Annotated in this window: 17 protein-coding genes; 14 read left to right on the top strand and 3 right to left on the bottom strand. The window is 66.9% G+C overall.

Annotated features, from left to right (window positions below; all coding sequences use genetic code 11):
• Window positions 1-10 precede the first annotated feature (10 nt).
• Window positions 11-2,395 (top strand): TonB-dependent receptor, encoded by a 2,385-nt coding sequence (locus ACCQ05_RS18205; protein WP_372391943.1) that lies wholly within the window; start codon window positions 11-13, stop codon window positions 2,393-2,395.
• 118 nt (window positions 2,396-2,513) lie between these two features.
• Here ACCQ05_RS18205 and ACCQ05_RS18200 read toward each other — a convergent pair whose 3' ends face one another.
• Window positions 2,514-4,484, bottom strand: a complete 1,971-nt coding sequence (locus tag ACCQ05_RS18200) for a sigma-54-dependent Fis family transcriptional regulator (protein WP_372391941.1) — start codon at window positions 4,482-4,484, stop codon at window positions 2,514-2,516.
• A gap of 755 nt (window positions 4,485-5,239) precedes the next feature.
• On the bottom strand, window positions 5,240-6,172 hold the full coding sequence (locus ACCQ05_RS18195; protein WP_104539399.1) for a carbohydrate kinase family protein: 933 nt from the start codon (window positions 6,170-6,172) through the stop codon (window positions 5,240-5,242).
• Between the two features lie 277 nt (window positions 6,173-6,449).
• Here ACCQ05_RS18195 and ACCQ05_RS18190 point away from each other — a divergent pair, with 277 nt between their 5' ends.
• The 9 genes from ACCQ05_RS18190 to ACCQ05_RS18150 all read left to right on the top strand — a co-directional run bounded on the left by ACCQ05_RS18190 (window position 6,450) and on the right by ACCQ05_RS18150 (window position 18,839).
• Window positions 6,450-7,496, top strand: coding sequence for a rod shape-determining protein (locus tag ACCQ05_RS18190; RefSeq protein ID WP_010368259.1), 1,047 nt, complete (start codon window positions 6,450-6,452; stop codon window positions 7,494-7,496).
• 172 nt (window positions 7,497-7,668) lie between these two features.
• A complete protein-coding gene (gene mreC / locus ACCQ05_RS18185) occupies window positions 7,669-8,952 on the top strand; it encodes a rod shape-determining protein MreC (RefSeq protein ID WP_372391938.1) in 1,284 nt (427 codons plus the stop codon).
• Window positions 8,949-9,434 carry a rod shape-determining protein MreD gene (gene mreD, locus ACCQ05_RS18180; protein ID WP_104539396.1) on the top strand — a complete coding sequence of 162 codons (486 nt, stop codon included), beginning with the start codon at window positions 8,949-8,951 and terminating at the stop codon, window positions 9,432-9,434. Before mreC ends, mreD begins: the two co-directional genes overlap by 4 nt.
• Before the next feature lie 3 nt (window positions 9,435-9,437).
• Complete coding sequence (mrdA, locus tag ACCQ05_RS18175) at window positions 9,438-11,498, top strand: penicillin-binding protein 2 (RefSeq protein WP_372391936.1); 2,061 nt, start codon at window positions 9,438-9,440, stop codon at window positions 11,496-11,498.
• A complete protein-coding gene (gene rodA / locus ACCQ05_RS18170) occupies window positions 11,495-12,613 on the top strand; it encodes a rod shape-determining protein RodA (protein WP_372391935.1) in 1,119 nt (372 codons plus the stop codon). The genes mrdA and rodA overlap by 4 nt, the downstream gene beginning before the upstream one ends.
• A 312-nt stretch (window positions 12,614-12,925) precedes the next feature.
• Window positions 12,926-14,323, top strand: a complete 1,398-nt coding sequence (locus ACCQ05_RS18165) for a glycoside hydrolase family 28 protein (RefSeq protein WP_372391933.1) — start codon at window positions 12,926-12,928, stop codon at window positions 14,321-14,323.
• 524 nt (window positions 14,324-14,847) lie between these two features.
• Window positions 14,848-15,996 carry a lytic murein transglycosylase B gene (mltB, locus tag ACCQ05_RS18160; protein ID WP_104539392.1) on the top strand — a complete coding sequence of 383 codons (1,149 nt, stop codon included), beginning with the start codon at window positions 14,848-14,850 and terminating at the stop codon, window positions 15,994-15,996.
• Window positions 15,993-17,369 carry a septal ring lytic transglycosylase RlpA family protein gene (locus tag ACCQ05_RS18155; RefSeq protein WP_372391930.1) on the top strand — a complete coding sequence of 459 codons (1,377 nt, stop codon included), beginning with the start codon at window positions 15,993-15,995 and terminating at the stop codon, window positions 17,367-17,369. The genes mltB and ACCQ05_RS18155 overlap by 4 nt, the downstream gene beginning before the upstream one ends.
• 264 nt (window positions 17,370-17,633) lie before the next feature.
• Window positions 17,634-18,839, top strand: a complete 1,206-nt coding sequence (locus tag ACCQ05_RS18150) for a D-alanyl-D-alanine carboxypeptidase family protein (RefSeq protein WP_228962197.1) — start codon at window positions 17,634-17,636, stop codon at window positions 18,837-18,839.
• Between the two features lie 345 nt (window positions 18,840-19,184).
• On the opposite strand, the gene ACCQ05_RS18145 is transcribed toward ACCQ05_RS18150, so the two are convergent.
• Entirely contained in the window at window positions 19,185-20,246 is a 1,062-nt protein-coding gene (locus ACCQ05_RS18145) for a lipid A deacylase LpxR family protein (RefSeq protein ID WP_228962196.1), read from the bottom strand.
• Between the two features lie 271 nt (window positions 20,247-20,517).
• Here ACCQ05_RS18145 and ACCQ05_RS18140 point away from each other — a divergent pair, with 271 nt between their 5' ends.
• The 4 genes from ACCQ05_RS18140 to ACCQ05_RS18125 all read left to right on the top strand — a co-directional run bounded on the left by ACCQ05_RS18140 (window position 20,518) and on the right by ACCQ05_RS18125 (window position 25,024).
• Window positions 20,518-20,796, top strand: coding sequence for a YbeD family protein (locus ACCQ05_RS18140; RefSeq protein ID WP_104539387.1), 279 nt, complete (start codon window positions 20,518-20,520; stop codon window positions 20,794-20,796).
• The gene (gene lipB, locus ACCQ05_RS18135; protein ID WP_372391928.1) at window positions 20,784-21,482 is read left to right on the top strand and encodes a lipoyl(octanoyl) transferase LipB; all 699 of its coding nucleotides are present in this window, start codon (window positions 20,784-20,786) and stop codon (window positions 21,480-21,482) included. The genes ACCQ05_RS18140 and lipB overlap by 13 nt, the downstream gene beginning before the upstream one ends.
• 14 nt (window positions 21,483-21,496) lie before the next feature.
• A complete protein-coding gene (lipA, locus tag ACCQ05_RS18130) occupies window positions 21,497-22,510 on the top strand; it encodes a lipoyl synthase (RefSeq protein ID WP_372391925.1) in 1,014 nt (337 codons plus the stop codon).
• A 354-nt stretch (window positions 22,511-22,864) separates the two neighbouring features.
• A complete protein-coding gene (locus tag ACCQ05_RS18125) occupies window positions 22,865-25,024 on the top strand; it encodes a carboxy terminal-processing peptidase (protein WP_228962203.1) in 2,160 nt (719 codons plus the stop codon).
• Window positions 25,025-25,034: the final 10 nt, after the last annotated feature.

Raw genomic sequence — 25,034 nt, 5'->3', positions numbered from 1 at the left:
GGAGACAGCTATGGCAGCCGGCAACTGCAGGACCACGCTACTTCGACGTCGCGCACTGGTGGGCGCCTGTACGCTGGCATTGCTTGCCGGCAGTGCGCAGGTCGCGGCGGCAGACGCGCCGCAGGCGACCTGGCTGGACCGGATCGAGGTCACCGCCACGCCGATCCCCGGCACCACCATCGACGCGGCGCAGTTGCCGTACATGGTGCAGTCGGCCACCGACGCGCAGTTGTCGCGCGGGCGCAGCAACAATCTCGGCGACCTGCTGCAACGGCGCTTCGTCGGCGTGGACGGCAACGACGTGCAGGGCAGCGCGTTCCAGAACGATCTCACCTTCCACGGCTTTCGCGCCTCGGCCTTGCCGGGTGCCTCGCAAGGGGTCTCGGTGTACCTGGATGGCGTACGCGTCAACGAACCGTTCGCCGACATCGTCAGCTGGGACATGCTGCCCGAAGCGGCCATCACTGCGGTGACCCTGATGCCCGGTTCCAACCCCCTGTTCGGGCCGAACACGCTCGGCGGTGCGGTGGTGCTGACCACCGCCTCCGGCCTGACCGCGCCCGGAGTGCAAGGCGAACTGAGCATCGGCAGTGGTGCGCGCAAGCGGCTGGATGCCGGTTATGGCGTTGCCGGCGCCGATGGCTGGCATGGGTATGTGGCGGTGACCGGATTCGACGAGAACGGTTGGCGCGATGCCTCCGAAGGGCGCCTGGGCACGCTGTTCGGCAAGCTTGGGCGACAGGGCGAGGACACCGACTGGAGCCTGTCGCTGTTGCACGGACGCAGCCGCCTGATCGGCAATGGCCTGCTGCCGGAGACGCGCTATACCGACGAAGGGCCAGAGCCCGGGCTGTATCGCGCCGACCGCCGCGCGGTTTACACCTCGCCCGACCTCACCCGCAATCGCAACACGCTGCTGACCGCGCAACTGGATCATCGCTTCGATGCCGACACTGCGCTGCATGCCGTGGCGTACTCGCGGGCAGGCCGGCGCGATACCGTCAACGGCGATATCGGCGAAGAGTACGAAGAGTTCGTCGAAGAATGCGCCTCCGGCTACGCGGCCGATGGTACGGCCCTGGACGCCGAGTGCGATGTGGCGCGCGCCGATGCAGACACGCTGCCGACCGGCGCGCTCAACACCACCCAGATGCGCCAGGATGCGCAGGGGCTTGCGATCAATCTGAGCAAGCAATGGGGCGCGCATGCGCTCAGTGCCGGGGTCACCTTCGATCGCGGGCATGTGCGGTACCTGCAATTCGCCCGTGATGGCTGGGTGCAGCCAGACCGTTCGGTGCAGGCAGACCCCGATGCCGAGCGTGCGTTCTTTTCCGGCGTGCGTGGCAGCACCAAGACGCTGGGTGCGTTTGTCGCAGATACCTGGGAGCTGGACGCGGCCACCCATCTCACCGCCGCCGTGCGCTGGAACCGCGTGGTGGTCGACAACATCCTCTCCACCGCCGAAGACGGCGACCGCCCGCGCGAGCGCTTCGTCTACGCCAAGGCCAACCCCTCGCTGGGTCTCACCCATCGGCTGGAGTCAGGCCTGACCGTGTACGGCTCGGTGGCGCAGAACACGCGCGCGCCCACGGCCATCGAGCTGGGCTGCGCCGATCCCACCCAGCCATGCCGGTTGCCCACCGGCCTGCAGGCCGACCCGCGCCTGGAGCAGATCGTCTCGCGCACCTACGAGCTGGGCGCGCGCTGGACGCCATCGGCCGACAGCCACGCCACGCTGTCGCTGTACCGCGCCGACAATCGCGACGACATCCTGTTCCTGCGTGCACCGGATACGCAGCTGGGCTATTTCGATAATGTCGGCCGTACCCGCTACCAGGGCGCCGATCTCGCGTTGCACCTGCGCAGCGGCGACTGGCAGTGGTCGGCCGGCTACAGCTATCTGGACGCTACCTATCGCAGCAGCGGCGAACTGTTGTCCGGCGAACGCGTGATCGCCCTGCGGCCGGGCCTGCGGATCGCCGCGCTACCGCGGCACAACCTCAAGCTCGGGGTGGAGTGGCAGCGCGATGCGCTGACGCTGGGAGTGGGCATGCGCGCGGTCTCCGGGCGGGTCGCCAGCGGCAACGAAGACGGCCAGGTCGACAACGCCGAAGACGGCGAGACCGCGCCCGGGCGCATCGACATCGGCACCGCCGGCTACGCGCTGGTGGATCTGCAGGCGCGCTGGGCCATCACTGCGCGCGTGTCGCTGTTCGCACGCATCGACAATGTGTTCGATCGCCAGTACGCCACCTATGCCGCGGTGGCCGAGGATGTGTTCCCCGACGGCGAACTCGCCCGCCCGCAGCAATCGCCGGTGGAAACCGGACCGGCCCGCTTTCTGGCACCGGGGGTGCCCCGGCAGTATCTGATCGGGGTGCGGTGGGCGCTTTGAAGAGGGGATTGGGCATTGGGGATTAAGGATTGGGGATTGGCAACATCAAACGCTGGCATCAGCGCTGTGCCGGCGTTTACGAATCCCCAATGCCGAATCCCCAATCCCAGCCCCCCCATCACCCGGTATCCAGACCGTGCTTGCGCAGCTTGCGGTACAGCGTATTGCGACTGATCCCCAGTGCATCGGCGGTGCGGCTGACGTTCCAGCGATGGCGTTCGAGTTGTTGTTGCAGCACCACGCGTTCGGCCTGATCCAGTGCGGCGCGGCCGGGCATGTCGTCGGCTGCCACCGCACGGCCATCGACCAGGCACGGCGCGCTGCCGGCATCGACGATTTCCTGCGGCAGGTTGGGCAGCCGGATCACGCCATCGCTGCACAGCACCGCGGCGGTGCGCAGCACGTTGCGCAGCTGACGCAGATTGCCGGGCCAGGCGTAGCTGAGCAGCTTGTGCATGGCCTCTTCGCTGATGCGCACGCTGCGTTCGGTGCTTTCCTCGCGCAGCAGCGTGCGGATCAGCTCGGCCTTGTCGCTGCGTTCGCGCAGCGGCGGCAGGTGCAGCACCACGCCGTTGAGGCGGTAATACAGATCCTCGCGAAACTCGCCTGCGGCCACGCGTTGCCCCAGATCGCGGTGGCTGGCACTGATGACGTGCAGCTCCAGCGGCACCGCGCGCTCGCTGCCGAGCGGGGTGACCGATTGTTCTTCCAGCACGCGCAACAGGCGGCTCTGCAATGGCAACGGCATATCGCCGATTTCGTCGAGGAACAGCGTGCCGCCGCTGGCCTGCAGCAATTTGCCGTGGCGCCCTTCGCGCGCGGCGTCGGTGAATGCGCCGCGCGCGTAGCCGAACAATTCGCTTTCGATCAGCGCCTCGGGGATCGCCGCGCAATTGATCGCCACGAAGGCGCCGCCGGCCCACGGCGAGCCGCGATGCACCGCCTTGGCGAATTCTTCCTTGCCGGTGCCGGTGTCGCCGCGCAGCAAGATCGCAACGCGATGTGCGGCCAGCTTCAGCGCATTGGCCAGGTTGTGGCGCATGCGCGAATCAGAGCCGACATGTTCGCCCGGCTGCAGTTCGCACTCCGGCGCCGCCTGTCCGGCAGCGCCGACGACCGCCGGTGCCGCGCGCGCGCGCGGCGGCCGCACCAGCGCGTAGAAGCGTCGTCCATGGCACGCACAGCGAATCGACCACAAGGTGCCTGCGTCGCTGCCGGCGCGGTGTTCCAGGGTGTCGAAATCCAGCTGCATCACCTGCGAGATATCACGGCCCACCAGCTGGCTGCGGTCCAGCTTGCCCAGCTGTTCGAGCACTGCTTCGTTGACCGCCAGCACGCGCCCGTCCGCACCGATCGCGATCAAGGCCTCGTGCAGCAATCCCGCAAATTCCGGGCGGCTGTGGAAGCGCAGGATGAAGGCGTGACCGAACTGGTTGAGGAAGTGCGAACGCGAGATCTGCGCGGCCGACATGCTGACCAGGGCCATGGTGTGCCGCTGGATCTGCTTGCTGTCCTGCGCGTTGGGCGTGGAGGCGTCCAGCACCGCCAGCAGCCTGCCGTGCGGGTCCAGGATCGGCGCGCCGCTGCACGACAGCGGCAGGTGGCGGGTCAGGTAATGCTCGCCGCGATGCACGCTGACCGCGGTGCGTTCGGCTGCACAGGTGCCCAGGCCGTTGGTGCCTTGATGGCACTCGGCCCAGCTGGCGCCGCAGAACAGGCCCGCCTGGCGGAATTCGCGCAGCAGCGAGGAGTCCTGCACGCTGTGCAGCACGGTGGCATCGGTGTCGGCGAAAATCACCGAATAGCCGCTGCCGGCGATCTGCTCGTACAGGTTTTCCATTTCCACCCTGGCGATGCGCAGCACCTCGCCCAGGCGCTGCTGGCGCTCGCGCACGTGCAGGGCGTCGTGCACCAGTGGCTCGGGTGTCGCTTCGGGCAGCAGCGCATAGTCGTCCAGGCAGCGTCGCCACGAGCGCGACAGTGGCGCGGCCAGCGGCGCGATGTCGCGCAGCCGTCTGATCTGCCGGAGGGCATCCGGTTCGATCTCCGGCGTAACGATGGAAGCGGCGGCGACGACTGGCTCGGACATGGGCCAGCGTTCCTCGATGGACGCGAGGCGTCAGTAGAGACACAAACCGGGTCTATGCTCAAACTGCATTGCAGCAAACGTGTGACGATGATGACGCGCCTTTCCCTGCGGGCCGAGAAGGCACCGCTTGCGCGCCACGGACGCGCGTGCGTGAGTGCGCCCGCGCTAGAAGCACGCGCCGGCGTGCGGCGCAGGGGGATGGGGTGCGAGGCGAAGCCCTATGTCTTTCCAACCTGCACGTGGCTTCGCCCGTCCCCTCATCCGCCCCTGCGGGGCACCTTCTCCCCCGGGGGGAGAAGGGTAGTCCTGCGCTGGTGTGGCTGAAGCCCTCTCCCGCCGGGAGAAGGGTTGGGGTGAGGGCACGAGGCGAAGCCCTATGTCTTTCCAACCTGCACGTGGCTTCGCCTATCCCCTCATCCGCCCCTGCGGGGCACCTTCTCCCCCAGGGGGAGAAGGGATAGTCCTGCGCTGCTGTGGCTGAAGCCCCATCCCGCCGGGAAAAGGGTTGGGGTGAGGGCACGAGGCGAAGCCCTATGTCTTTCCAACCTGCACGTGGCTTCGCCTATCCCCTCATCCGCCCCTGCGGGGCACCTTCTCCCCCGGGGGGGAGAAGGGACGGTCCTGCACTGGTCTGGTGGGATAAGGCCGAAGGCTGCGGCCTGCGTGTCGCAGCTGCGGACCAGCTCGGAGCACGTACCCGATTCAGGGGTTAGCGCCGGCCCGGGGAGGCATCGGACTCGGAGCCCGCGGCCGCCTCAGAGCGCGTAGCCGAATTGCTGCTTGAACTGGTCGTTGAACTCGGCAAAGTCGAAGCGCTGGTTCTGCGTGCCCGGATGCTCCACCTTCAATGCGCCCATCAGGTTGCCCATGCGGCCGATGGTCAGCCAGTCATAGTTGTGCTGGATGCCGTAGATCAGCCCGGCGCGGAACGCATCGCCGCAGCCGGTCGGGTCGACCACGCGGCGCTCGTGCGCCGGCGGGATGTCGTAGGTCTTGTCCGGGGTGTGCACCAACGCGCCCTTGGGGCCCTGGGTGGTGATGTAGGCCTGCACGCGCGAGACGATGTCCTTCTCGTCCCAGCCGGTGCGCTCCTGCAGCAGGTTGGACTCGTAGTCGTTGACCACCACGTAGTCGGCCTGCTCGATGAACTGGCGCAGCTCCGGGCCGTTGAACAGCGGCATCGCCTGGCCGGGATCGAAGATGAAGGGGACGCCGCCGGCAGCGAACTCTTCCGCGTTCTGGATCATGCCTTCGCGCCCGTCCGGGCCGACCAGGCCCAGGGTCACGCCCGGCACGTCCTTCACGTGGTTCTCGTAGCTGCGCATCATCGCGCCCGGATGGAAGGCGGTGATCTGGTTGTTGTCGTGGTCGGTGGTGATGAAGGCCTGCGGGGTGAACAGGTCCTCGATGATCTTCACCCGCGACAGGTCGATGCCCAGGGTTTCGAAGTGCTCGCGGTAGGGGCCGAAATCCTGGCCCACCGTGCCCATCGGGATCGGCGCCCCACCCAGCAGATGCAGGTTGTAGGCGATGTTGCCGGCGCAGCCGCCGAACTCGCGGCGCATGCGCGGCACCAGGAACGACACATTCAGGATGTGCACCTTGTCCGGCAGGATGTGGTTCTTGAACTGGTCCGGAAACACCATGATGGTGTCGTAGGCGAGGGAACCACAGATCAGTGCGGACATCGAATCAGGCCTTTGCGTAGGGAAATACCCGCCAGGTGCCGGGCATGGCAGCGGGACGGCGCGAGCGCCGCGGCGCAAAGGGTAACGGCTGCGACCGATCAGGGCCACAGCCGCATGCCACGGCCGGCGTGACCGGCACATGAAAACGGGGGCGGAATAACCGATTTTTCCTTGCTCACCCCGGGGGGGATTGCTAGGCTAGCCGACTTCGTTTTCTGCCCAAAATTTCGCCACGCTGGCGGCAGGGCACGCGACTTATCCAGGAACAACTCCCTCGATGTTCAAGAAACTGCGCGGCATGTTCTCCAACGACCTGTCCATCGATCTGGGCACGGCCAATACGCTGATCTACGTGCGCGGGCAGGGCATCGTGCTGAACGAGCCATCGGTGGTGGCGGTGCGTCAGGACCGTGCGATCGGCGGTACGCGTTCGGTGGCCGCGGTCGGCGCCGAGGCCAAGCAGATGCTGGGCCGCACCCCCGGTCACATCACCACCATTCGCCCGATGAAGGACGGCGTGATCGCCGACTTCACCTACACCGAGGCGATGCTGAAGCACTTCATCAAGAAGGTGCACAAGTCGCGCGTGCTGCGTCCCAGCCCGCGCGTGCTGGTCTGCGTGCCGGCCGGTTCCACCCAGGTGGAGCGCCGTGCGATCAAGGAATCGGCGGAAGAGGCCGGTGCGCGCGATGTGTACCTGATCGAAGAACCCATGGCCGCAGCGATCGGCGCCGGCATGCCGGTGACCGAGGCGCGCGGTTCGATGGTCATCGACATCGGCGGTGGCACCACCGAAGTGGCGGTGATCTCGCTCAACGGCATCGTCTACTCGCAGTCGGTGCGCGTGGGCGGCGACCGCTTCGACGAGTCGATCACCAATTACGTGCGCCGCAACCACGGCATGCTGATCGGCGAAGCCACCGCCGAGCGCATCAAGCTGCAGATCGGCTGCGCCTACCCGCAGGACGAGGTGCAGGAGATGGAAATCTCCGGCCGCAACCTTGCCGAGGGCGTGCCGAAGATGATCAAGATCAACTCCAACGAGGTGCTCGAAGCGCTGCACGAGCCGTTGTCCGGCATCGTCTCGGCGGTCAAGCTGGCGCTGGAGCAGACCCCGCCGGAACTGTGCGCCGACGTGGCCGAGCGCGGCATCGTGCTCACCGGTGGCGGCGCGCTGCTGCGCGACCTGGACCGCCTGATCTCCGAGGAAACCGGCCTGCACGTGCAGGTGGCCGACGACCCGCTCACCTGCGTGGCCCGCGGCGGCGGCCGCGCGCTGGAGCTGGTGGACATGCATGGCAACGAGTTCTTCGCGCCGGAGTGAGGCGTTCGGGATTGGGCAGTCGGCATTCGGGATTCGCAAAAGCGGTTCCTGCCTACGGCCCGGTAGGACTGCTCCGCAGTTCCGCGAGTTCACGTTTTAGCCGCATCCGTATCGGGGGCAGCCGACCGCTCCCCGAATCCCCAATTCGCAATCCCCAATCCCGGCCCTGAACGTGCCCTCCTACGCCGGTCCACCCGTCGCCTCCCGTCCGGGCGAAGTCACCTCCACGCTGCGGCTGCTGGTCTATCTGGTGCTGGCGGTGGTGCTGATCGCGCTCGATAGCCGGGGCAGCTGGCTGAGCCAGCTGCGGTCGCAGGCCAACCTGCTGATCCAGCCGATCTGGGCGGTGGCCGGGTTGCCGGGGCGAATCGGCTCGCAGGTGCGCGACAACGCCGCCACCCATGCGCAGCTGGTGGAAGAAACCCGCGAGCTGCGCAACCAGTTGCTGGTGGCCAATGCGCGGCTGACCCGGCTGCAGACCGCCGCGCTGGACAACGCGCAGCTGCGCGAACTGCTAAACGTGGCCGAACGCCGTGGCCTGGACGTGCAGCTGGCGCCGATCCTGGACATCGACCTGGACCCCACCCGCCAGCGCCTGCTGCTGGATGCCGGCAGCCGCGATGGCGTGCTGCTGGGCCAGGCGGTGATCGATGCTGGCGGGCTGATGGGCCAGGTGATCGAAGTGACCCCGCTGCATTCGACCGTGCTGCTGCTCACCGACCCCGACCACGCGGTGCCGGTCAGCGTGGCCCGCAACGGCGTGCGCCTGATCGTCTACGGCCGCGGCGATCGCCTGGAACTGCGCGATATCCCGCTCAGCGCCGGCGTGCAGGTGGGCGACGAGATCGTCACCTCCGGCCTGGGCGGCCGCTTCCCGGCCGGCTTCCCGGTCGGCAAGGTGTCCGAGCTGCACCCCGACGACACCCATGCCTTCCTGGTCGGTGAACTGACCCCGGCAGCCAAGCTCGATCGCGGCCGCGATGTGCTTTTGTTGCGGGCGGGGAAGCCGTTGCGGGTGGTGCCTGGGGTCGGGATTGGGGATTCGGGAGTTGGGATTGGTAACGGCAACAGCAACAGCAACAGCAACAGCAACGGCAACAGCAACGGCGTCGCGGCGGCGGCCGGCGCGCCGGTGACTGCAACACCGCGCACGCCTGCGGGCGGTGTTTCCAACGCAGCGACTGATACCGCGCGCCCGACGGCCGCCGCGGCATCGGGCACCGGTACCTCGGCGCCTGCACGGTCCGCAGCGACACCTGCCGCGCCCGGCGCGCAGCCGTCCAGTGCGCCAGCGTCCGGCCGCCCTGCCAGCACGCCCGCCCGGCGTCCCGCATCGACCGCATCCAACGGCCCCAATCCCGATTCCCGTCCGGCTCCGCCACAGGGCGCTGCTTCCAACCAATCCCCAATCCCCAATCCCCAATCCCGTCCGGCTCCGCAGGAGACGGACCAATGACCCGCATGCGCAACACTTGGATCTTGCCGGTCAGCATCTTCATCGCGCTGCTGCTGGGGCTGCTGCCGCTGCCGGCGGTGGTGCAGCCGCTGCGGCCTTACTGGCTGGCGCTGGTGCTGGCCTATTGGGTGATCGAGGAGCCGGACCGGGTGGGACTGGGCATCGCCTTCGTGGCCGGGGTGCTGGCCGACCTGCTGTATGGCGGGCTGCTTGGCGAGCAGGCGCTGCGGCTGGTGATCATGACCTTCATCCTGCAGCGCTTCCGCGCGCGGCTGCGCTTCTTCCCGGTGTCGCAGCAGGCGCTGGCGATCGGCGGGCTGTTGCTGAATGACCGGATCGTGTCCTCTGCGGTGCATCTGGCGGTCGGCGAGCCGACCCTGCCGTGGAGCTACTGGTGGGCGCCGCTGCTGGGCATGGCGCTGTGGCCGCCGTTGTTCGTGTTGCTGGACGCGGTACGGCTGGGCAAGCGGAGCAAGAAGTAGGTCATGCACGGCCGTCGCCAGCCCAAGAACCCGCATGCCGAGGCCGAGCAGTTCCGCCGCCGCGCGGTGCTGGGTTTCGTGATGGTGGTGATCTGCCTGGTCGGCCTGGGCGGCTGGTACTTCAAGCTGCAGGTGCTCGACCACGAGGTCTATGCCACCCGCTCGGAGGCCAACCGCATCAAGCCCAAGCCGGTGGTGCCGGGGCGCGGCATGATCTACGACCGCACCGGCCGGCTGCTGGCCGAGAACGTGCCGGCCTTCCGCCTGGACGTGACCCCGGACAAGGTTGCCGACATGGATGCCATGCTGGCCGCGCTGGGCAAGGTGATCCCGATCGCGCCGGAGGACCTGGAGCGTTTCAATCGCGAACGCAAGGCGCGCCGCCGCTTCCTGCCGGTGACGCTCAAGCTGCGCATGAGCGACGAGGAAATGGCGCGCTTTGCGGTGGAGCGCTGGCGCTTTCCCGGCGTGGAGCTGGAGCCTTACCTGACCCGGCGCTATCCGTTCGGGCCGTTGTTCGCGCACATCATCGGCTACGTCGGCCGCATCGACGAAAAAGACCTGGCGGTGCTGGGCGAGGGCAATGCCGCGCTCACCCACATGGGCAAGTCCGGGCTGGAGCGCTACTACGAGCAGGATCTGCGCGGGCAGGTCGGCTACGAACAGGTCGAGACCAACGTGCAGGGGCGGGCGATCCGCACCGTGGGGCGGGTGGCGCCGCAATCCGGCGCCGATCTGCGGCTGTCGGTGGACGCCGACCTGCAGCGCGCGATGGTGGCTGCGTTCGGCGAGCACGAAGGCGCGGCGATCGCGATGGACCCGCGCACCGGCGAGATCCTGGGCATGGTCAGCCTGCCCAGCTACGACCCCAACCTGTTCGTCAACGGCATCTCGCATACCGACTTCAAGATGCTCAACGACAACCCGTCGCGGCCGCAGTTCAACCGGCTGGTGCTCGGTGGCGTGGCGCCGGGCTCCACGCTCAAGCCGCTGATCGCGCTGGCCGGGCTGGACAGCGGCCTGCGCCGGCCCGAGGACCGGGTGCTGTCCACCGGCATGTTCTACCTGCCCGGGGTCAGCCGCGGCTGGGGCGATTCGCATCGCGGCGGGCATGGCTGGACCGACCTGCGCAAATCCATCGCCCAGTCGGTCAATACCTATTACTACCGCCTGGCGGTGGACATGGGCATCGAGCGCTTCGACCGCTACATGGCCGACTACGGCTTCGGTCAGCCCACCGGGGTGGACCTGCTCGGCGAAATCGGCGGCATCCTGCCGTCGCCGGCCTACAAATACAAAACCCGCAAGGAGCGCTGGTATCCCGGCGACACGGTCAATATCGCGATCGGGCAGGGCGACTGGAAGGTCACCCCGCTGCAGCTGGTACGCGGCGTATCGGCCATCGCCGGCGGGCTGCTGCTGCGCCCGCACCTGGTGCTGGAGCAGCGCACCGGCTTCGACCATCCCTGGCAGCCGATGATCCAGCCGCCGGGCAAGCCGATCAGCCCGAACCCGGCGCACCTGCAGGTGGTGCGCGAGGGCATGATGGACACCATGCGTCCGGGTGGCACCGGCTATGCGATCACCCCCGGCGCGCCGTACCAGATGGCCGGCAAGACCGGTACCGCGCAGGTGGTCAGCCGCAAGGGCGTGGCCGCGGTGGACCCGCGCAGCCTGCCGCTGCATCTGCGTCACCGCGGCCTGTTCGTCGGCTTTGCGCCCGCCGACAACCCGGTCATCGCGGTGGCGGTGGCGGTGGAGGGTGGCGGTTTCGGCACCAGCTCGGCGGCGCCGATCGCACGCAAGATCTTCGATGCCTGGCTGCTGGGCAAGATGCCCGCCGGCCTCCTGCCGCTGGACAGCGAACTGGGCATGACCGCAGTGGGCATCAACCAGTTCGACGCCGGCGCCACCGACGCGCGCCAGGCCGGCGACGCGGCGGCCGCCACGCTGGAAGACCTGCCGGTGGTGATCGGCCAGACCGCCGTGGCGCTGGACCCGAATACCCCGGCGCAGCCGGTGGTGCCGGACGTGCCGGATGCGGTGCAGGAGACCGACCATTGAGTGACATCCTGCGCTGGCTGGTGGACATGGCCGCGCGCTTTACGCGCAGCCTGGACTGGGTGCTGTGCCTGGCCCTGGGCGCGTTGATGGTGATCGGCCTGTCGGTGCTCAAGAGCGCCGGCGGCGCCGCCGAGGGCGATCATCTGGTGATGGCGCAGGGCGTGCGCTTTGTCATCGGTACGGGCGCAATGTGGGCGATCTCGCGCATGTCGGTGCTCCGGCTGCGCGCGTGGACGCCGTGGATCTACGGCCTGTCGATGCTGCCGCTGCTGGCGGTCTTCGTGCTGGGCACCGGCAAGTACGGCCGCCAGTGGCTGGACCTGAAGGTGTTCTATCTGCAGCCGGCGGAGCTGCTGAAGATCAGCCTGCCGATGATGGCGGCCTGGTATCTGCATCGCATGCCGTTGCCGCCACGGATCTCCACCGTGCTGGTGACTGGCATGATCATCGGCGTGCCGACCGCCCTGATCATGCTGCAGCCGGACTTCGGCACCGGCGTGCTGATCGCCGCCAGCGGGGTGTTCGTGCTGCTGCTGGCCGGCCTGCCGTGGTGGTGGGTGGCGGTGGGCATCGGCGGGGTGTCCGCGGCCGCGCCGGTGGCCTGGTTCTGGCTGCTGCGCCCGTACCAGAAGGACCGCATCATGATGTTCCTCAACCCTGAAAGCGATGCGCTCGGTGCCGGCTGGAACATCATCCAGTCCAAGATCGCCATCGGCTCCGGCGGACTGGATGGCAAGGGCTGGGGGCTGGGCTCGCAATCGCATCTGAACTTCATCCCCGAGCAGACCACCGACTTTGCGTTCTCGGTGCTGAGCGAGGAATTCGGCTGGATCGGCGTGGCCATCGTGCTGACGCTGTATCTGATCGTGATCGGCCGCTGCCTGTGGATCGCCTCGCAGGCGCGCGACACCTATTCGCGCCTGATCGCCGGCGCCACCGGCCTGGCGTTCTTCGTCTACGTGCTGGTCAACGGCGGCATGATTTCCGGCCTGCTGCCGGTGGTGGGCGTGCCGATGCCGCTGCTGAGTTACGGCGGCACCTCGGCAGTGTCGTTGCTGGCGGGCCTGGGGCTGGTCATGGCAGTGAAATCGCACCGACCGGTGCACGGCTACTGACGCGATTGCGCCTGGCACGTTTCTTAGGGCCGCGTTGCGCGCCAAGCGTCACGCGCGCACCCGATGCGGCAGCGTGTGCGAATCGCCTATGTCAAACGCTGACAATCTTTGGAGTGCGTGGTGGTTTTGCGCAGTGCATTGCAACCACGACACGCCGGCGCAGGCCGGCTTCGTTGATGCGGCGCCGGGTTCGCGCGTCCACCACAGACCGGCGCGGCGCTGCGTAGAGTGCGCCACGCCGCTGCAGTGCTGGCGGCCGCCTCGCGTTGCCTGCACTGGCCCGCGCCATTCCTCATTCGGGTGATCTCTTCCATGAAACTGCTCAACGCTGCCATCGGCGGTGTCTGTCTGTCGCTTTGCGCACAGGCCGGCGCCGTCACCTTCGCCAACGGCGATAGCCGCCCTGTCGCGCAACCGTCGATTCCCGCCAGTTGCCAGCCGCCATTGAAGGCCAGCCACACGCCGGCCGGACGGCAATTCGACGCCGCGCTGGAAAGCGCGCCCCCCGATACCGCGGCCATCCAGGCCGCGCTCAACGCCTGCAAGAACGGAAGCGTGCTGTTGACCAGCGGCAGCGGCAATGCCTTTCTGACCGGGCCGTTGTCCATCCCGGCCAACGTCACCCTGGTCATCGACCAGGGCGTCACCCTGTACGGCTCGCGCAACCCGGCCGACTACGGCACCGGTTGCGGCACTGCCGGTTCCAAGAGCGGTGTCTGCACGCCGTTGATCAGCGTCAAGGGCAACAATGCAGGCGTCATGGGCATCCGCACCGGCGGTCGCCAGGGCACCATCGATGGGCGCGGCGATCAGACCATGCTGGGCAAGAGCACCACCTGGTGGGAGTTCGGCGAGAACGCCAAGAAGGTCGGCCAGGTGCAGAACAGCCCGGACCTGATCAAGGTGCAGAATTCCAGCGAGTTCACGCTCTACGACATCAATCTGATCAATGCGGCGTACTTCCATTTCTTCTCGCATAGCGTCAATGGCCTCACCATCTGGGGCGTGCGGGTGAAATCGCCGGCCAGCAGCCCCAACACCGACGGCCTGGATCTGGACAGCGTGGTCAACGCCACCATCCACGACAGCGACGTGATGGGCGGCGACGACTGCGTGGCGATCAAGACCATCGCCTCCAAATCGGCCAACATCACCGTGCGCAATAGCCGTTGCTACGGCACCCATGGCATCTCGATCGGTAGCGAGGTGATGTTCGGCGTCAGCAACGTGCTGGTGGACAACAACGCGCTGGTGTCCACCGACGATGCAGGCAACCGCAGCACCGACAACAACGGCCTGCGCATCAAGACCAGCATCGTCAAGGGCGGCCCGGTCAGCCAGGTCACCTATCGCAATACCTGCCTGTACGGCGTGACCAGCCCGGTGGTGATCAACCCGTTCTATGCCGGCGGCAACAGCGGCACCAAGCCGACCTTCAGCGCGATCGTGGTGGACGGCTTGCGCAGCAGCAACGACGCCGGCGGCAAGGGGTGGATCCTGCGCGGCTACGACGCGCAGACGCCGCTGGATCTGGTGCTGGCCAATGTGGCCATTGGAAGCGCGCCGGCCACGGTCACCGCGAGCAATGCGCAGATCGGACTCAGCAACAGCGCGGTGACGCCCACCGGCACCGGCGTCACCACCGGCCCGGTGCAGGTCAGCGGCGCCATTCCCACCTGCTCGGGCGCACCCCGCTTCCCGGCACTGTGAAGCACCCGGCGCGGCCCTCCAACGGCCGCGCCGGACCGGTGGCTACCGCGCAGCGCTGCACCCATCAAGGCGGCGCAGTTGCGAAATCCCCGTTCAGCCAATCCACGCCGCATGCGCAACTGCGACGCAGCTGCATGAGTCGCGTGCGGGGAGTCGTCGCTCCATGACCTCGACAAGCGCAGGCGACCACCGCGCTGACGAGTTTGCCGTTCTAGGGTTCTGCCATCAGCCCGCCAAAGCCAGACCGCATGGCTCGGCCCGCAGCAGCCCGCCAAGTCCGCTCCCGCGTCACGGCCTCAACCGCAAACCCAATCCTCCGCTTCTATTTCCGACTCTTCCTGCCTTCAAATCCCGAATCCCGAATCCCGAATCCCGAATCCCGAATCCCGAATCCCGAATCGCGAATCGCGAATCGCGAATCGCGAATCCCGAATTTGCTGCACCACCTCTTGACTTGATCCAAAGTCTTTGCGTTTCATGGCCTTATTGCCAGAAGTTCATCTGATGTCTGTTACCCTCGGCCGATGATTCGACGCACTCTGACCTGCCTGCTCACCCTCGGCCTTGTCGCCTGCGCGACCCAGCCCAGCCCTCCGTCCCCGCCGCCGGCCGCCAGTGCGCCCCCGGCCAAGCCGCCCGCTCCCCCTGTCGCGTCCGCGACGCCCGCCAGTGCTGCTGCCGAGGCGCCCGCCTTGCCGCCCGTGGATCTGACCCCGGTGCCGTTCGAGATCGCCCGCGCCAACTTCGTGCGCGACACCGCCACCAGGTACGGCATCGATGCGGCGCAGATCGAGGCGACCCTGGCGCAGGCACAGTTCAAGGACGCCATCGTCACCGCGATGTCGCGTCCGGCCGAACGGGTCAAGCCGTGGAACGAATACCGGCCGATGTTCATCACCCAGGCGCGCATCGATGGCGGGCGCAAGTTCCTGGCGCAACACCGTGCCGAGTTGAGCAAGGTGGAGGCTGCCACCGGCGTGCCGGCACAGGTGATCGTGGCCATCATCGGGGTGGAAACCAGCTACGGCACCAACGCAGGCAAATACCGCGTGCTGGATGCGCTCTACACGCTGGCGTTCCGTTATCCACGTAGCGGCGACCCGGCCAAGCTGGAACGCGAGGTGCGGCGCGAGCTGTTTTTCCGCGATGAACTTAGTCAATTGTTCGCGCTCGGCAAGGAAGAGCAGCTCGATGTCACCGCGCTGATCGGCAGCTACGCCGGTGCGATGGGCATGGGCCAGTTCATGCCATCGAGCTACCGCCAGTTCGGTGTCGATGGCGATGCCGACGGCAAGCGCAACCTGTTCACCGACTACAACGACGTGTTCGCCTCGATCGCCAATTACTTCGTCAAGAAGGGCGGCTGGGTGCGCGACGGGCAGGTGGCGGTGCCGGCCACGCTGGCCGCCGGCCACGAGGAATTCAATCCCACCGACTGGTCGCCGGTGTACACGCTGGCCGATCTGTCCGCGCGCGGCTACCACCCCAGCGCGCCGGTGGTGGCCGGCAGCACCGCCACCCCGATCAGCCTGGACGACGCCAACGGCAAGCAGTACTGGCTGGGCTTCCAGAACTTCTACGCAATCACCCGCTACAACATTTCCAAGATGTATGCGATGGCCGTGTTCCAGCTGTCCGAGGCCATCGCCGGCAAGGAGTTACCACCGGCATGAACAGCATGACAGGTCCCAAGTGGCTGATCCCGATGGCGCTGATGCTGGGCCTGGCGGCCTGCAGCAGCGCACCGAAGAAAGGTGCCGGCAGCACCGGCAGCGGTGCCATCAAGGGCGTCAAGGTCGACGGCAAGGGGCCGGCCTACGTCGCGACCGGATGCCCTTCCACGTCGCCGTACGCGGCAGCCAAGGAGGACCCGTCCACACGCGGCGATTACACCGCCGGCGGCCTGTACAAACCCGGCGTCAAGGACAGCACCCCGGACCACGTGCCCAACGTGGCCTGCATTCCCGAACCCCTGGTCACCAACGAGCCGCGCTCGGCGGTGGGCAACCGCTCGCCGTATGAGGTGCTGGGCAAGCGCTACGTGGTGATGGACAGCCCCGGCGACTATGTCGAACGCGGCACTGCCTCGTATTACGGCAGCAAGTTCCACGGCCGACTCACCTCCAACAAGGAGGTCTACGACATGTACGCCTTCACCGCCGCGCACAAGACCCTGCCGCTGCCGAGCTTTGCACTGGTCACCAATACCGACACCGGCGATTCGGTGGTGGTGCGGGTCAACGACCGCGGTCCGTTCCACGACGGGCGCGTGATCGATCTGAGCTACGCCGCTGCGGTCAAGCTGGGGATCACCGGCAAGGGCACCGGCAATGTCGAAGTGCGTGGGCTCACCGAAGCCGATAACGGCAACCTGCTGGCCAAGCGCCGCAGCGGCCAGCCGGTGTCTACGGCCGTTGCCACGGCGCGGCCTGCTGCGGGCAGCAGCCAGATCGATGGTCTGGTGCAGCGCCTGCCCACCCGCACCGTCCCGCCACGTGCGGCGGCGAGCGCGGGTACGGCGGCTGCCGCGCCTGCCGTTGCCTCGAATGGCGCTGTGGTCCTTCCGGCCGGCGAGCGGTGGCGCTATCGCGTGGCCGATTCGCGCCAGCCCGGCAATGCCGACAATTTCGATGCCTGGATGAAATCGCAGGGCGTGCGTGTGGCCACCGGCAAGCCGGCCGCCGCCGCACCGCGCCCGGCGGCCGCCGCACCGGTCGCCGTCGCGGTGGTCAAGGCGCCCGAGCGCGCGCCTGCACGGCCGGTCAAGGTCGATCCGATTCCGGCCAAGGCGCCCAGCGCCGCCGAATCCGCGCTGGGCGACATCCTGTTGCAGGTTGCCAGTTTCGCCAGCCGCGAAAATGCCAATCGTGCGCTGTCGCAGCTGGCATCGGCCGGCATTGTCGGAGCCAGTGTCAGCGATATCGTCAGCGGTGGGCGGACCTTGTGGCGCCTGCGCGTCAATGCACGCGATCACGCCAACGCGTCCGAAATCGCGCAGCGCATTGCCGGTCTGGGCTTCGGGCGCCCGCAGATCGTTGCCAATTGAGCATGGCGGCCGGGCCTGCCAGGTCACTGGCGGGCCAGCTTGAAACCGATGACTGCCCCTGCATCCATCCCCGTCTGCCACCGTCTGCGGGTGGATGAGCCAACCGCTCTGTGGGATCGCCGCCCCAGGCCGGGGCGGCGCGCGGCCTGCAGTCATCGCTGAACTGCGCGGGCGCCTGCGTGGTCTGATGCGTCGCCCTCATTGCTGCAGCCCTTTACAATTTCCGATTACCCAGCCTTCGGGCCCGTCAGGAGTCGTTCTTCAATGAAATTCCGCTTCGCCGCCGCTGCCGTGGCCACGTTCGCCTTCGGCCTGGTCTGCGCCCAGACGCCCGCGCCGCAGCCGACGCCCGCCGCGCCTGCTGCCCCGGCTGCCTTGCCGGTTCCGCCCGCGCCCGCGCCGGCCGTGTCCAAGTCCTGGATCCTGATGGACTACGCCACCGGGCAGGTATTGGCCGGTGAGAATATCCACCAGCAACTGGCACCGGCCTCGATCACCAAGGTGATGACCTCCTACGTGGTGGCCGCCGAGATCAAGAACGGCAAGGTCACCCGCGACGACCAGGTCATGATGAGCGAACGCGCCTGGCGCGAAGGTGGCGCCGGCACCGATGGCAGCTACAGCGGGTTCCCGGTCAACCAGACCGCGCGTCTGGAAGACATGGAAAAGGGCATGGCGATCCAGTCCGGCAACGACGCGGCGATCGCGCTGGCCGAGCATGTGGCCGGCAGCGAAGAAGCCTTCGCCTCGCTGATGAACAGCTATGCCGCCAAGATTGGCATGAAGAACTCCTACTTCGTCAACGCGCATGGTCTGAGCGCCGAGGGCCACCATTCCACCGCCTACGATCTGGCCCTGCTGGGCCGCGCGATGGTGCGCGATTACCCGGAAACCTACGCCTACAACAAGATCAAGGAATTCCAGGTCGGCAACATCAAGCAGAACAACCGCAATCTGCTGTTGTGGCGCGACCCGGCCGTGGATGGCATCAAGACCGGCCACACTTCCGAGGCCGGCTACTGCCTGCTGAGCTCGGCCAAACGTGGCGACCAGCGCCTGGTCGCGGTGGTCATGGGCGACAGCTCCGAGCGCCAGCGCGCCGACGACAGCCTGGCGCTGCTCAACTGGGGCTTCCGCTTCTTCGAGACCCACAGCCTGTATGCACCGGGCAAGGTGGTGACCAAGCAGAAGGTCTGGAAGGGTGCGCAGGACGAAGTGCAGCTGGGCGTGGCCCAGCCATTGCTGGTCAGCCTGCAGCGCGGCCGCTACAACGACCTCAAGCCCAGCATGGAAGTGGCCAAGAACCTGCAGGCGCCGATCAAGCAGGGCCAGCAGGTCGGCACCGTGAAGGTCAGCCTGGACGGCAAGCTCATCGCCCAGGCTCCGCTGGTAGCCATCAACGCGGTGGAGGAAGGCGGGTTCTTCAAACGCCTCTGGGATGCGTTCTGGATGTGGTGGGAATCGGAGTGATGCCAACGAAAAGCCGGCGAAAGCCGGCTTTTTGTTGGCGGGGATTGGGGATTGGGGAGTCGGGATTTGTAACAGCAAGAGCGGGTGCGGCGCCTGGAAGCCCGTTTTGATCAATGCCCCAGTTTCGATCTCCAGTCCCAGCTCGGACACATGTCGCTATCCGGCCGCTGATCATCTGGATGCGGCAGCAATCGTAACGATTCAACAAAAAGCCGGCGAAAGCCGGCTTTTTTGTTGGCGGAGATTGGGGATTGGGCATTAGGGATTCGCACCAGCAACAGCAGCTGCAAGGCCCCAACAGCCCGCTCTTGCGAATCCCCAATCCCGAATCCCCAATCCCAGCCCTCAAAGCATCCGGCTGATGGTGAAACTCCCATACACCGGCGTCTCGCGCTGGGTCTCGAATTCGCGGGTGCGGTGGTAGCGGGCCAGGGCGAATTTCCAGCGGCCGTACATGATGGCCAGGCCGTAACCGACATCGCCCACGAACGGGCGCTTGTCCACGCTGTGGCTGTTGCGGAAGGTGTTGCCGTCCAGGGTGATGTCGCGCAGCACCCAGCGTGCGTCGGTGGCCACGAACAGATGCCCCGACCAGCCGCTGGCACGGCCCAGGCGGCTGGGCGCAGTGTTTTCGCCGGCCGGGCGCGTCGGGGTGCTGCCGAAGTCATCGGGGAGTTTCCAGCCAAAGCGCGCTTCGCCACCTGCATTCAGATGCGTGGCCATGTTGCCCACCGCCCCGCCCCAATGGGAAATGAAGTCCCAGCCAAAACCGCCGGCATTGCCGCTGGCATCGGATGGCCAGCGGCGCATGCGCTCGTGGACCAGGTTGATCACAGGTTCGTTATGCAACTGGTTGTCCCAGCCCTGGAATTTCTCGTCGCCCAGGATGTCGTGGATCGCATCCTGCGCTTCCTGCGCGAAGGCCCACGGGCCGACCACGCCAAGCTGCAACTGGGTGGTTCGCAGGTGTGCATCGTTACGCGCGTTGTAACCGAAGCTTGCCAACAGGATGCCGGCGTACGGGCGGTCGTCCGGGATCACGTCGCGACGGGTGTAGTCGGTCGGGGTGAAGATCGCCTGGCCGATCGAGAACACCATGTTCTGCTGGTCGAACTCGCCCGGATGCAGGCGTTCCAGATAACTGTTCACCCAGCGCGCGGTGCGCGGCAGGCAGGGGTCGTCGGTGTAGTCCACCAGGTTGGGCGATACCAGGGTCAGCATCGCCCCGTTGGAGTATCCCTGGTCCTGGTCTTCGCCCCCGAACAGGTCGTTATCGACACGAAAATTCACCGCCGGCGGCGTGCGCCCCAGCCGGCTCGAGTCGCATTGATCCGCCGCCAGGGCGGGCATCGACAACCCGGTGAAAGAAAGCAGCAGGGCAGCAGACAACGCGCGCGGTCGGAGCATGGAGGGCCTGGGGGAGTGAAGGAGGGACTAGGTTCAGCAAAGGTGCCTTCCACCACTGCTGCATCATGTGAATTTCGCAAGGCACCGACGTAGTGTCTGTCGAGTCCGATTACCGCAGCTGGCGCGCTGCTGCATAACTGTGTTTGGCTGGAGAAGGTAATCACCGAGCTCCGGTACACGCACCCGGTGCATGGTGGTAAGCGATGGGCCGATATCCGCAGCGGCCTGCGACGGACTTGGGTTTGCCCGCCACCGGCCCGATAATGGGGCGATGGATATCAGCACCGACAACCCCGATCACGGCTTCCAGTTTCCCGGCACCTTCGAGCTCAGCGCCATGGGCGCGGCCGATCGTGGCCTGGAGACGGAGCTTCCGCGCCTGCTCGCCGCCACCGGCGTGGAGCTGCTGCAGGAAAGCGTCAGCTGGAAGCACTCTTCCAGCGGCAAGTATGTCTCGGTCAAGATCGGCTTCCGTGCCGAGAGCCGGGAACAGTTCGACGCCGCGCATCAGGCGCTGCGCGACCATCCGGAAGTGAAGTGGACGCTGTAGCGGCCGAACCGGTCGTGGCTCCGGGTGCCATCCCGCCGGCGCAATTGCGCGACCTGGGTCAGCAGGACTACACCGCGGTGTGGCGTGCAATGCAGCGTTTCACCGATACGCGCGATGAGCACACGGCCGACGAGGTGTGGGCGGTCGAGCACGCGCCGGTGTTCACCCTGGGACAGGCCGGCAAGCCCGAGCACGTGCTGGCGCCGGGCGCCATTCCGGTGCTGCAGGTCGATCGCGGCGGGCAGGTGACCTATCACGGCCCCGGCCAGTTGGTGGTCTATCCGCTGCTGGACCTGCGCCGGCTCAGGATCGGCGTGCGCGATTACGTATGCAAGATCGAGCAGGCGCTGATCGACACGCTGGAGGAGTGGAACATCGTGGCCGAGCGCCGCGAGGGCGCCCCCGGCGTCTACGTCGGTGCGGCCAAGATCGCCGCGCTGGGCATCCGGGTGCGCCGGGGCTGCACGTTCCATGGGCTGTCGTTCAACGTGGCGATGGACCTGGAGCCGTTCCACCGCATCAACCCCTGCGGCTACCAGGGTCTGCAGGTGACCTCGGTGCTAGACTTGGGCGGCCCTTCCGGGATGGACGCCGTCAAGGCGGTGCTGCTCGAGCAACTGGCACGCCAGTTCGGCCTCGTGCTGCAGCCCGTTTCCGCATTGCCCGACCTTTCGCTTCCGGCCTGAGCGCCCGTATCGTCATGACCCAGCCCATCGCCCGTTCCATCCCCTTGCAGGTCGTCTCCGGCGACGCCGCTGCGCCTGCGCCATTGCAGACCGGCGTCAAGCAGATCGGTGGCGACAAGATCCATCGTTCGCCGGTGCAGTTCGTCGATGCGCCGGTACTGCGCAAGCCGTCGTGGATCCGCGTGCGCATTCCATCCGGCAACGCGGTGCAGAACCTCAAGGCCAAGCTGCGCGAAAACCGCCTGGTCACCGTGTGCGAGGAAGCCAGCTGCCCGAACATCCACGAGTGCTTCAGCCACGGCACTGCCACCTTCATGATCCTGGGCGAGGTGTGCACGCGGCGCTGCTCGTTCTGCGATGTGGCGCACGGCCGGCCCAAGCCGCCCGACGCCAACGAGCCGGCCAGCCTGGCCACCACCGTGGCCGACATGGGCCTGAAATACGTGGTGGTGACCAGCGTCGACCGCGACGATCTGCGCGACGGCGGTGCACAGCACTTCGTGGATTGCATCTCCGCCATCCGCGCCAGTTCGCCCAACACCCGCATCGAGATCCTGACCCCGGATTTCCGCGGCAAGGGCCGCATGGACCGTGCGCTGGAGATCCTGGCGCTCAGCCCGCCGGACGTGTTCAACCACAACATCGAAACCGTGCCGGACCTGTATCCGAACGTGCGCCCCGGTGCGGATTACCAGTGGTCGCTGACCCTGCTGCAGCGCTTCAAGGCGCAGCATCCGTCCATCGCCACCAAGTCCGGCATCATGCTCGGGCTGGGCGAAACCATGGAGCAGGTGCAGGCCACCTTGCGCGATCTGCGTGCGCACGATGTGGACATGATCACGATCGGGCAATACCTGCAGCCAACGCCGCACCATCACCCGGTGATGCGCTACTGGACGCCGGAGGAATACAAGGCGCTGGAGGAGTACGGCAATGCGCTGGGCTTCAGCCACGTCGCATCGGGTCCGATGGTGCGTTCGTCGTATCACGCCGACCGGCAGGCCGCAGGCGCCGGCGTCGCCGCCTGAGTGGCGGTAGCGTTGGTCGGCATGTGATTGCCGTCGCGTCCTGCTGTTCGGCGCGGCCAGCATCAACGCCGGGAGCGCAAGCGTGCGTCCACTCCGCTGATTCGGCCTCGACGAATTGGCCCGATTCGGCCCTGTGCACTGCATGGGGCCGTCTTGCATCCGGCGGCGGCGTCCGGCCGAGCGAGGTACGGTCTCGTTCACAATCCGCTACATGCCCGGCGCTAGGCTGATTCAGCCGGCGGATGACAACGCCAGCAACTTTCGGCACTGTCATGCTGTCTGATCCGATCAACGCCTTTCTTTCATCGGCCCCGTGCCGAGAGCCATTCGATGACCTACAACGTTTCTGCGTCCATGAAGGCCGGCCTGCTGGCGCTGGTGTTGACCACTCCGATGGCATTGCTGGCACGCGCCGATACCGCGTTGCCGGCGGCCGCCACGCCCGAGCAGGCGACCGCGACCAAACTCGTCTATGGCCTGCTGTCCGACAGCCGCTACGCCTACCGGCCGCGCACGCTGGACGAAGCGATGGCCAAGGACGTCTTCAAGCGGTATCTGGAAACGCTCGATGGCGGCAAGCAGTTCTTCACCCAGGCCGACATCGACGGCTTTGCGCCACTGCAGGCCGGTGTGGGCGACGCATTGCGCGGCGGCAATCTGGAACCGGCGTTCCAGGTCTTTGCGGTGTACCGCAAGCGGGTCGACCAGCGCGTCAAATACGCGCGCGACCTGCTCAAGCAGGACTTCGATTTCAACGGCAGCGACAAGTTCGAGTACGACCGCAAGGATGTGCCGTGGGCATCGGATGACAAGCAGCTGGATGTGTTGTGGCGGCAATCGGTGATGAACGACTGGCTGCGCCTGAAGCTGGCCGGCAAGAAGCCCGAGGACATCCGCAAGACGCTGGACAAGCGTTACGCCGCGCTTGCCGATTCGGTCAAGCAGCTCAAGGGCGAGGACGTGTTCCAGTTCTTCGTCAACGCCTATACCAATGCGGTCGACCCGCACACCGACTATTTCACCCCGCGTACTGCCGAGACGTTCAATCAGCAGATGTCGCTGTCGCTGGAAGGCATCGGTGCGCAGCTGCAGAAGCAGGACGACATGGTGGTGATCCGCGAGGTGATCCCGGGCGGCCCGGCGGCGGTGGATGGCACGCTCAAGCCGGGCGATCGCATCGTCGGCGTGGGCCAGGCAAAGAATGGCGCCATCGAGGACGTGATCGGCTGGCGCATCGACGACGTGGTGGCCAAGATCCGCGGCAGCAAGGACACCCAGGTGCGCCTGGAATACATCCCGGCCGAATCGGGCATCGACGGCAAGCACCGCACGGTCACGCTGACCCGGCAGAAGGTGCGCCTGGCCGAACAGGCCGCCAAGGGCGAAACCATCACCCTGCCGGCCCAGGGCGGTCAGCCGGAACGCCGCATCGGCATCATCAAGCTGCCGGGCTTCTACCAGGATTTCGAAGGGCGTCGTCGCAATGCGACCGATTACGCCTCTGCAACGCGCGACGTCGCCAAGTTGCTGGCAGGCTTCAAGACCGACAAGGTCGACGGCGTGGTGCTGGATCTGCGCAACAACGGCGGCGGCTCGCTGGACGAGGCGATCGAGCTCACCGGCCTGTTCATCGAACAGGGCCCGGTGGTGCAGGTGCGCGAATCCGGCGGCCGGGTCACCGTCAATGGCGACAGCAATCCCAAGGTCGCCTGGGATGGCCCGCTGGGCGTGCTGATCAATCGCGGCTCGGCATCGGCATCGGAGATCTTTGCCGGCGCCATCCAGGATTACGGCCGTGGCCTGGTGATCGGCGAAACCAGCTTCGGCAAGGGCACGGTGCAGAACATCGTGGACCTGGACCGTTGGCCAGCCGCCGAAGGCCAGCGCTACGGGCAGGTCAAGCTGACCATTGCGCAGTTCTTCCGCGTCAGCGGTTCCAGCACCCAGCACAAGGGCGTGGTGCCGGACATCGCCTTCCCGGCCAGCGTGGACGCCACCGAATTCGGCGAGAGCACCTACGACAACGCACTGCCGTGGACGCGCATCGCTGCCGCGCCGCACACCCAGTACGGCAACTTCGCGCCGCTGCTGCCCAAACTGCAGACCCTGCACACCGCCCGCATCGCCACCGACAAGGAGTTCCAGTGGTGGGAAGAGGACGTCAAACAGTTCCGCGAAGAGAAGGCCAAGAAGTACATTTCCTTGAACGAGGCCGAGCGCCTGGCCGAGCGCCAGAAGCAGGACCAGCAGCGCAAGGATCGTCAGCAGATCCGCAAGCAGCTCGGCTTGCCGCTGGATCCGCTTGCCGACGACACCGATGACGGCCTGACCGGCAGCGAGCGCGACATCGTCAAGGACACCGCACGCGAAAAGGCCGCAGAAAAGCGTCCGGACCCGTTGTTGCACGAGTCGGCCGCCATCCTGGCCGATGCGCTGGGCCTGCTGTCGCAGGACCAACCGCTGTCGGCGCAGGTGCTGCCGCAATCCACGGCCCCGGGGCGCTGGGCAGACTGATCACCGCTGC

The sequence above is a fragment of the Xanthomonas sp. NCPPB 3582 genome (assembly GCF_041475735.2).
Lineage (GTDB): Bacteria > Pseudomonadota > Gammaproteobacteria > Xanthomonadales > Xanthomonadaceae > Xanthomonas > Xanthomonas codiaei.
This window is presented reverse-complemented; position numbering and strand designations above follow the sequence as displayed.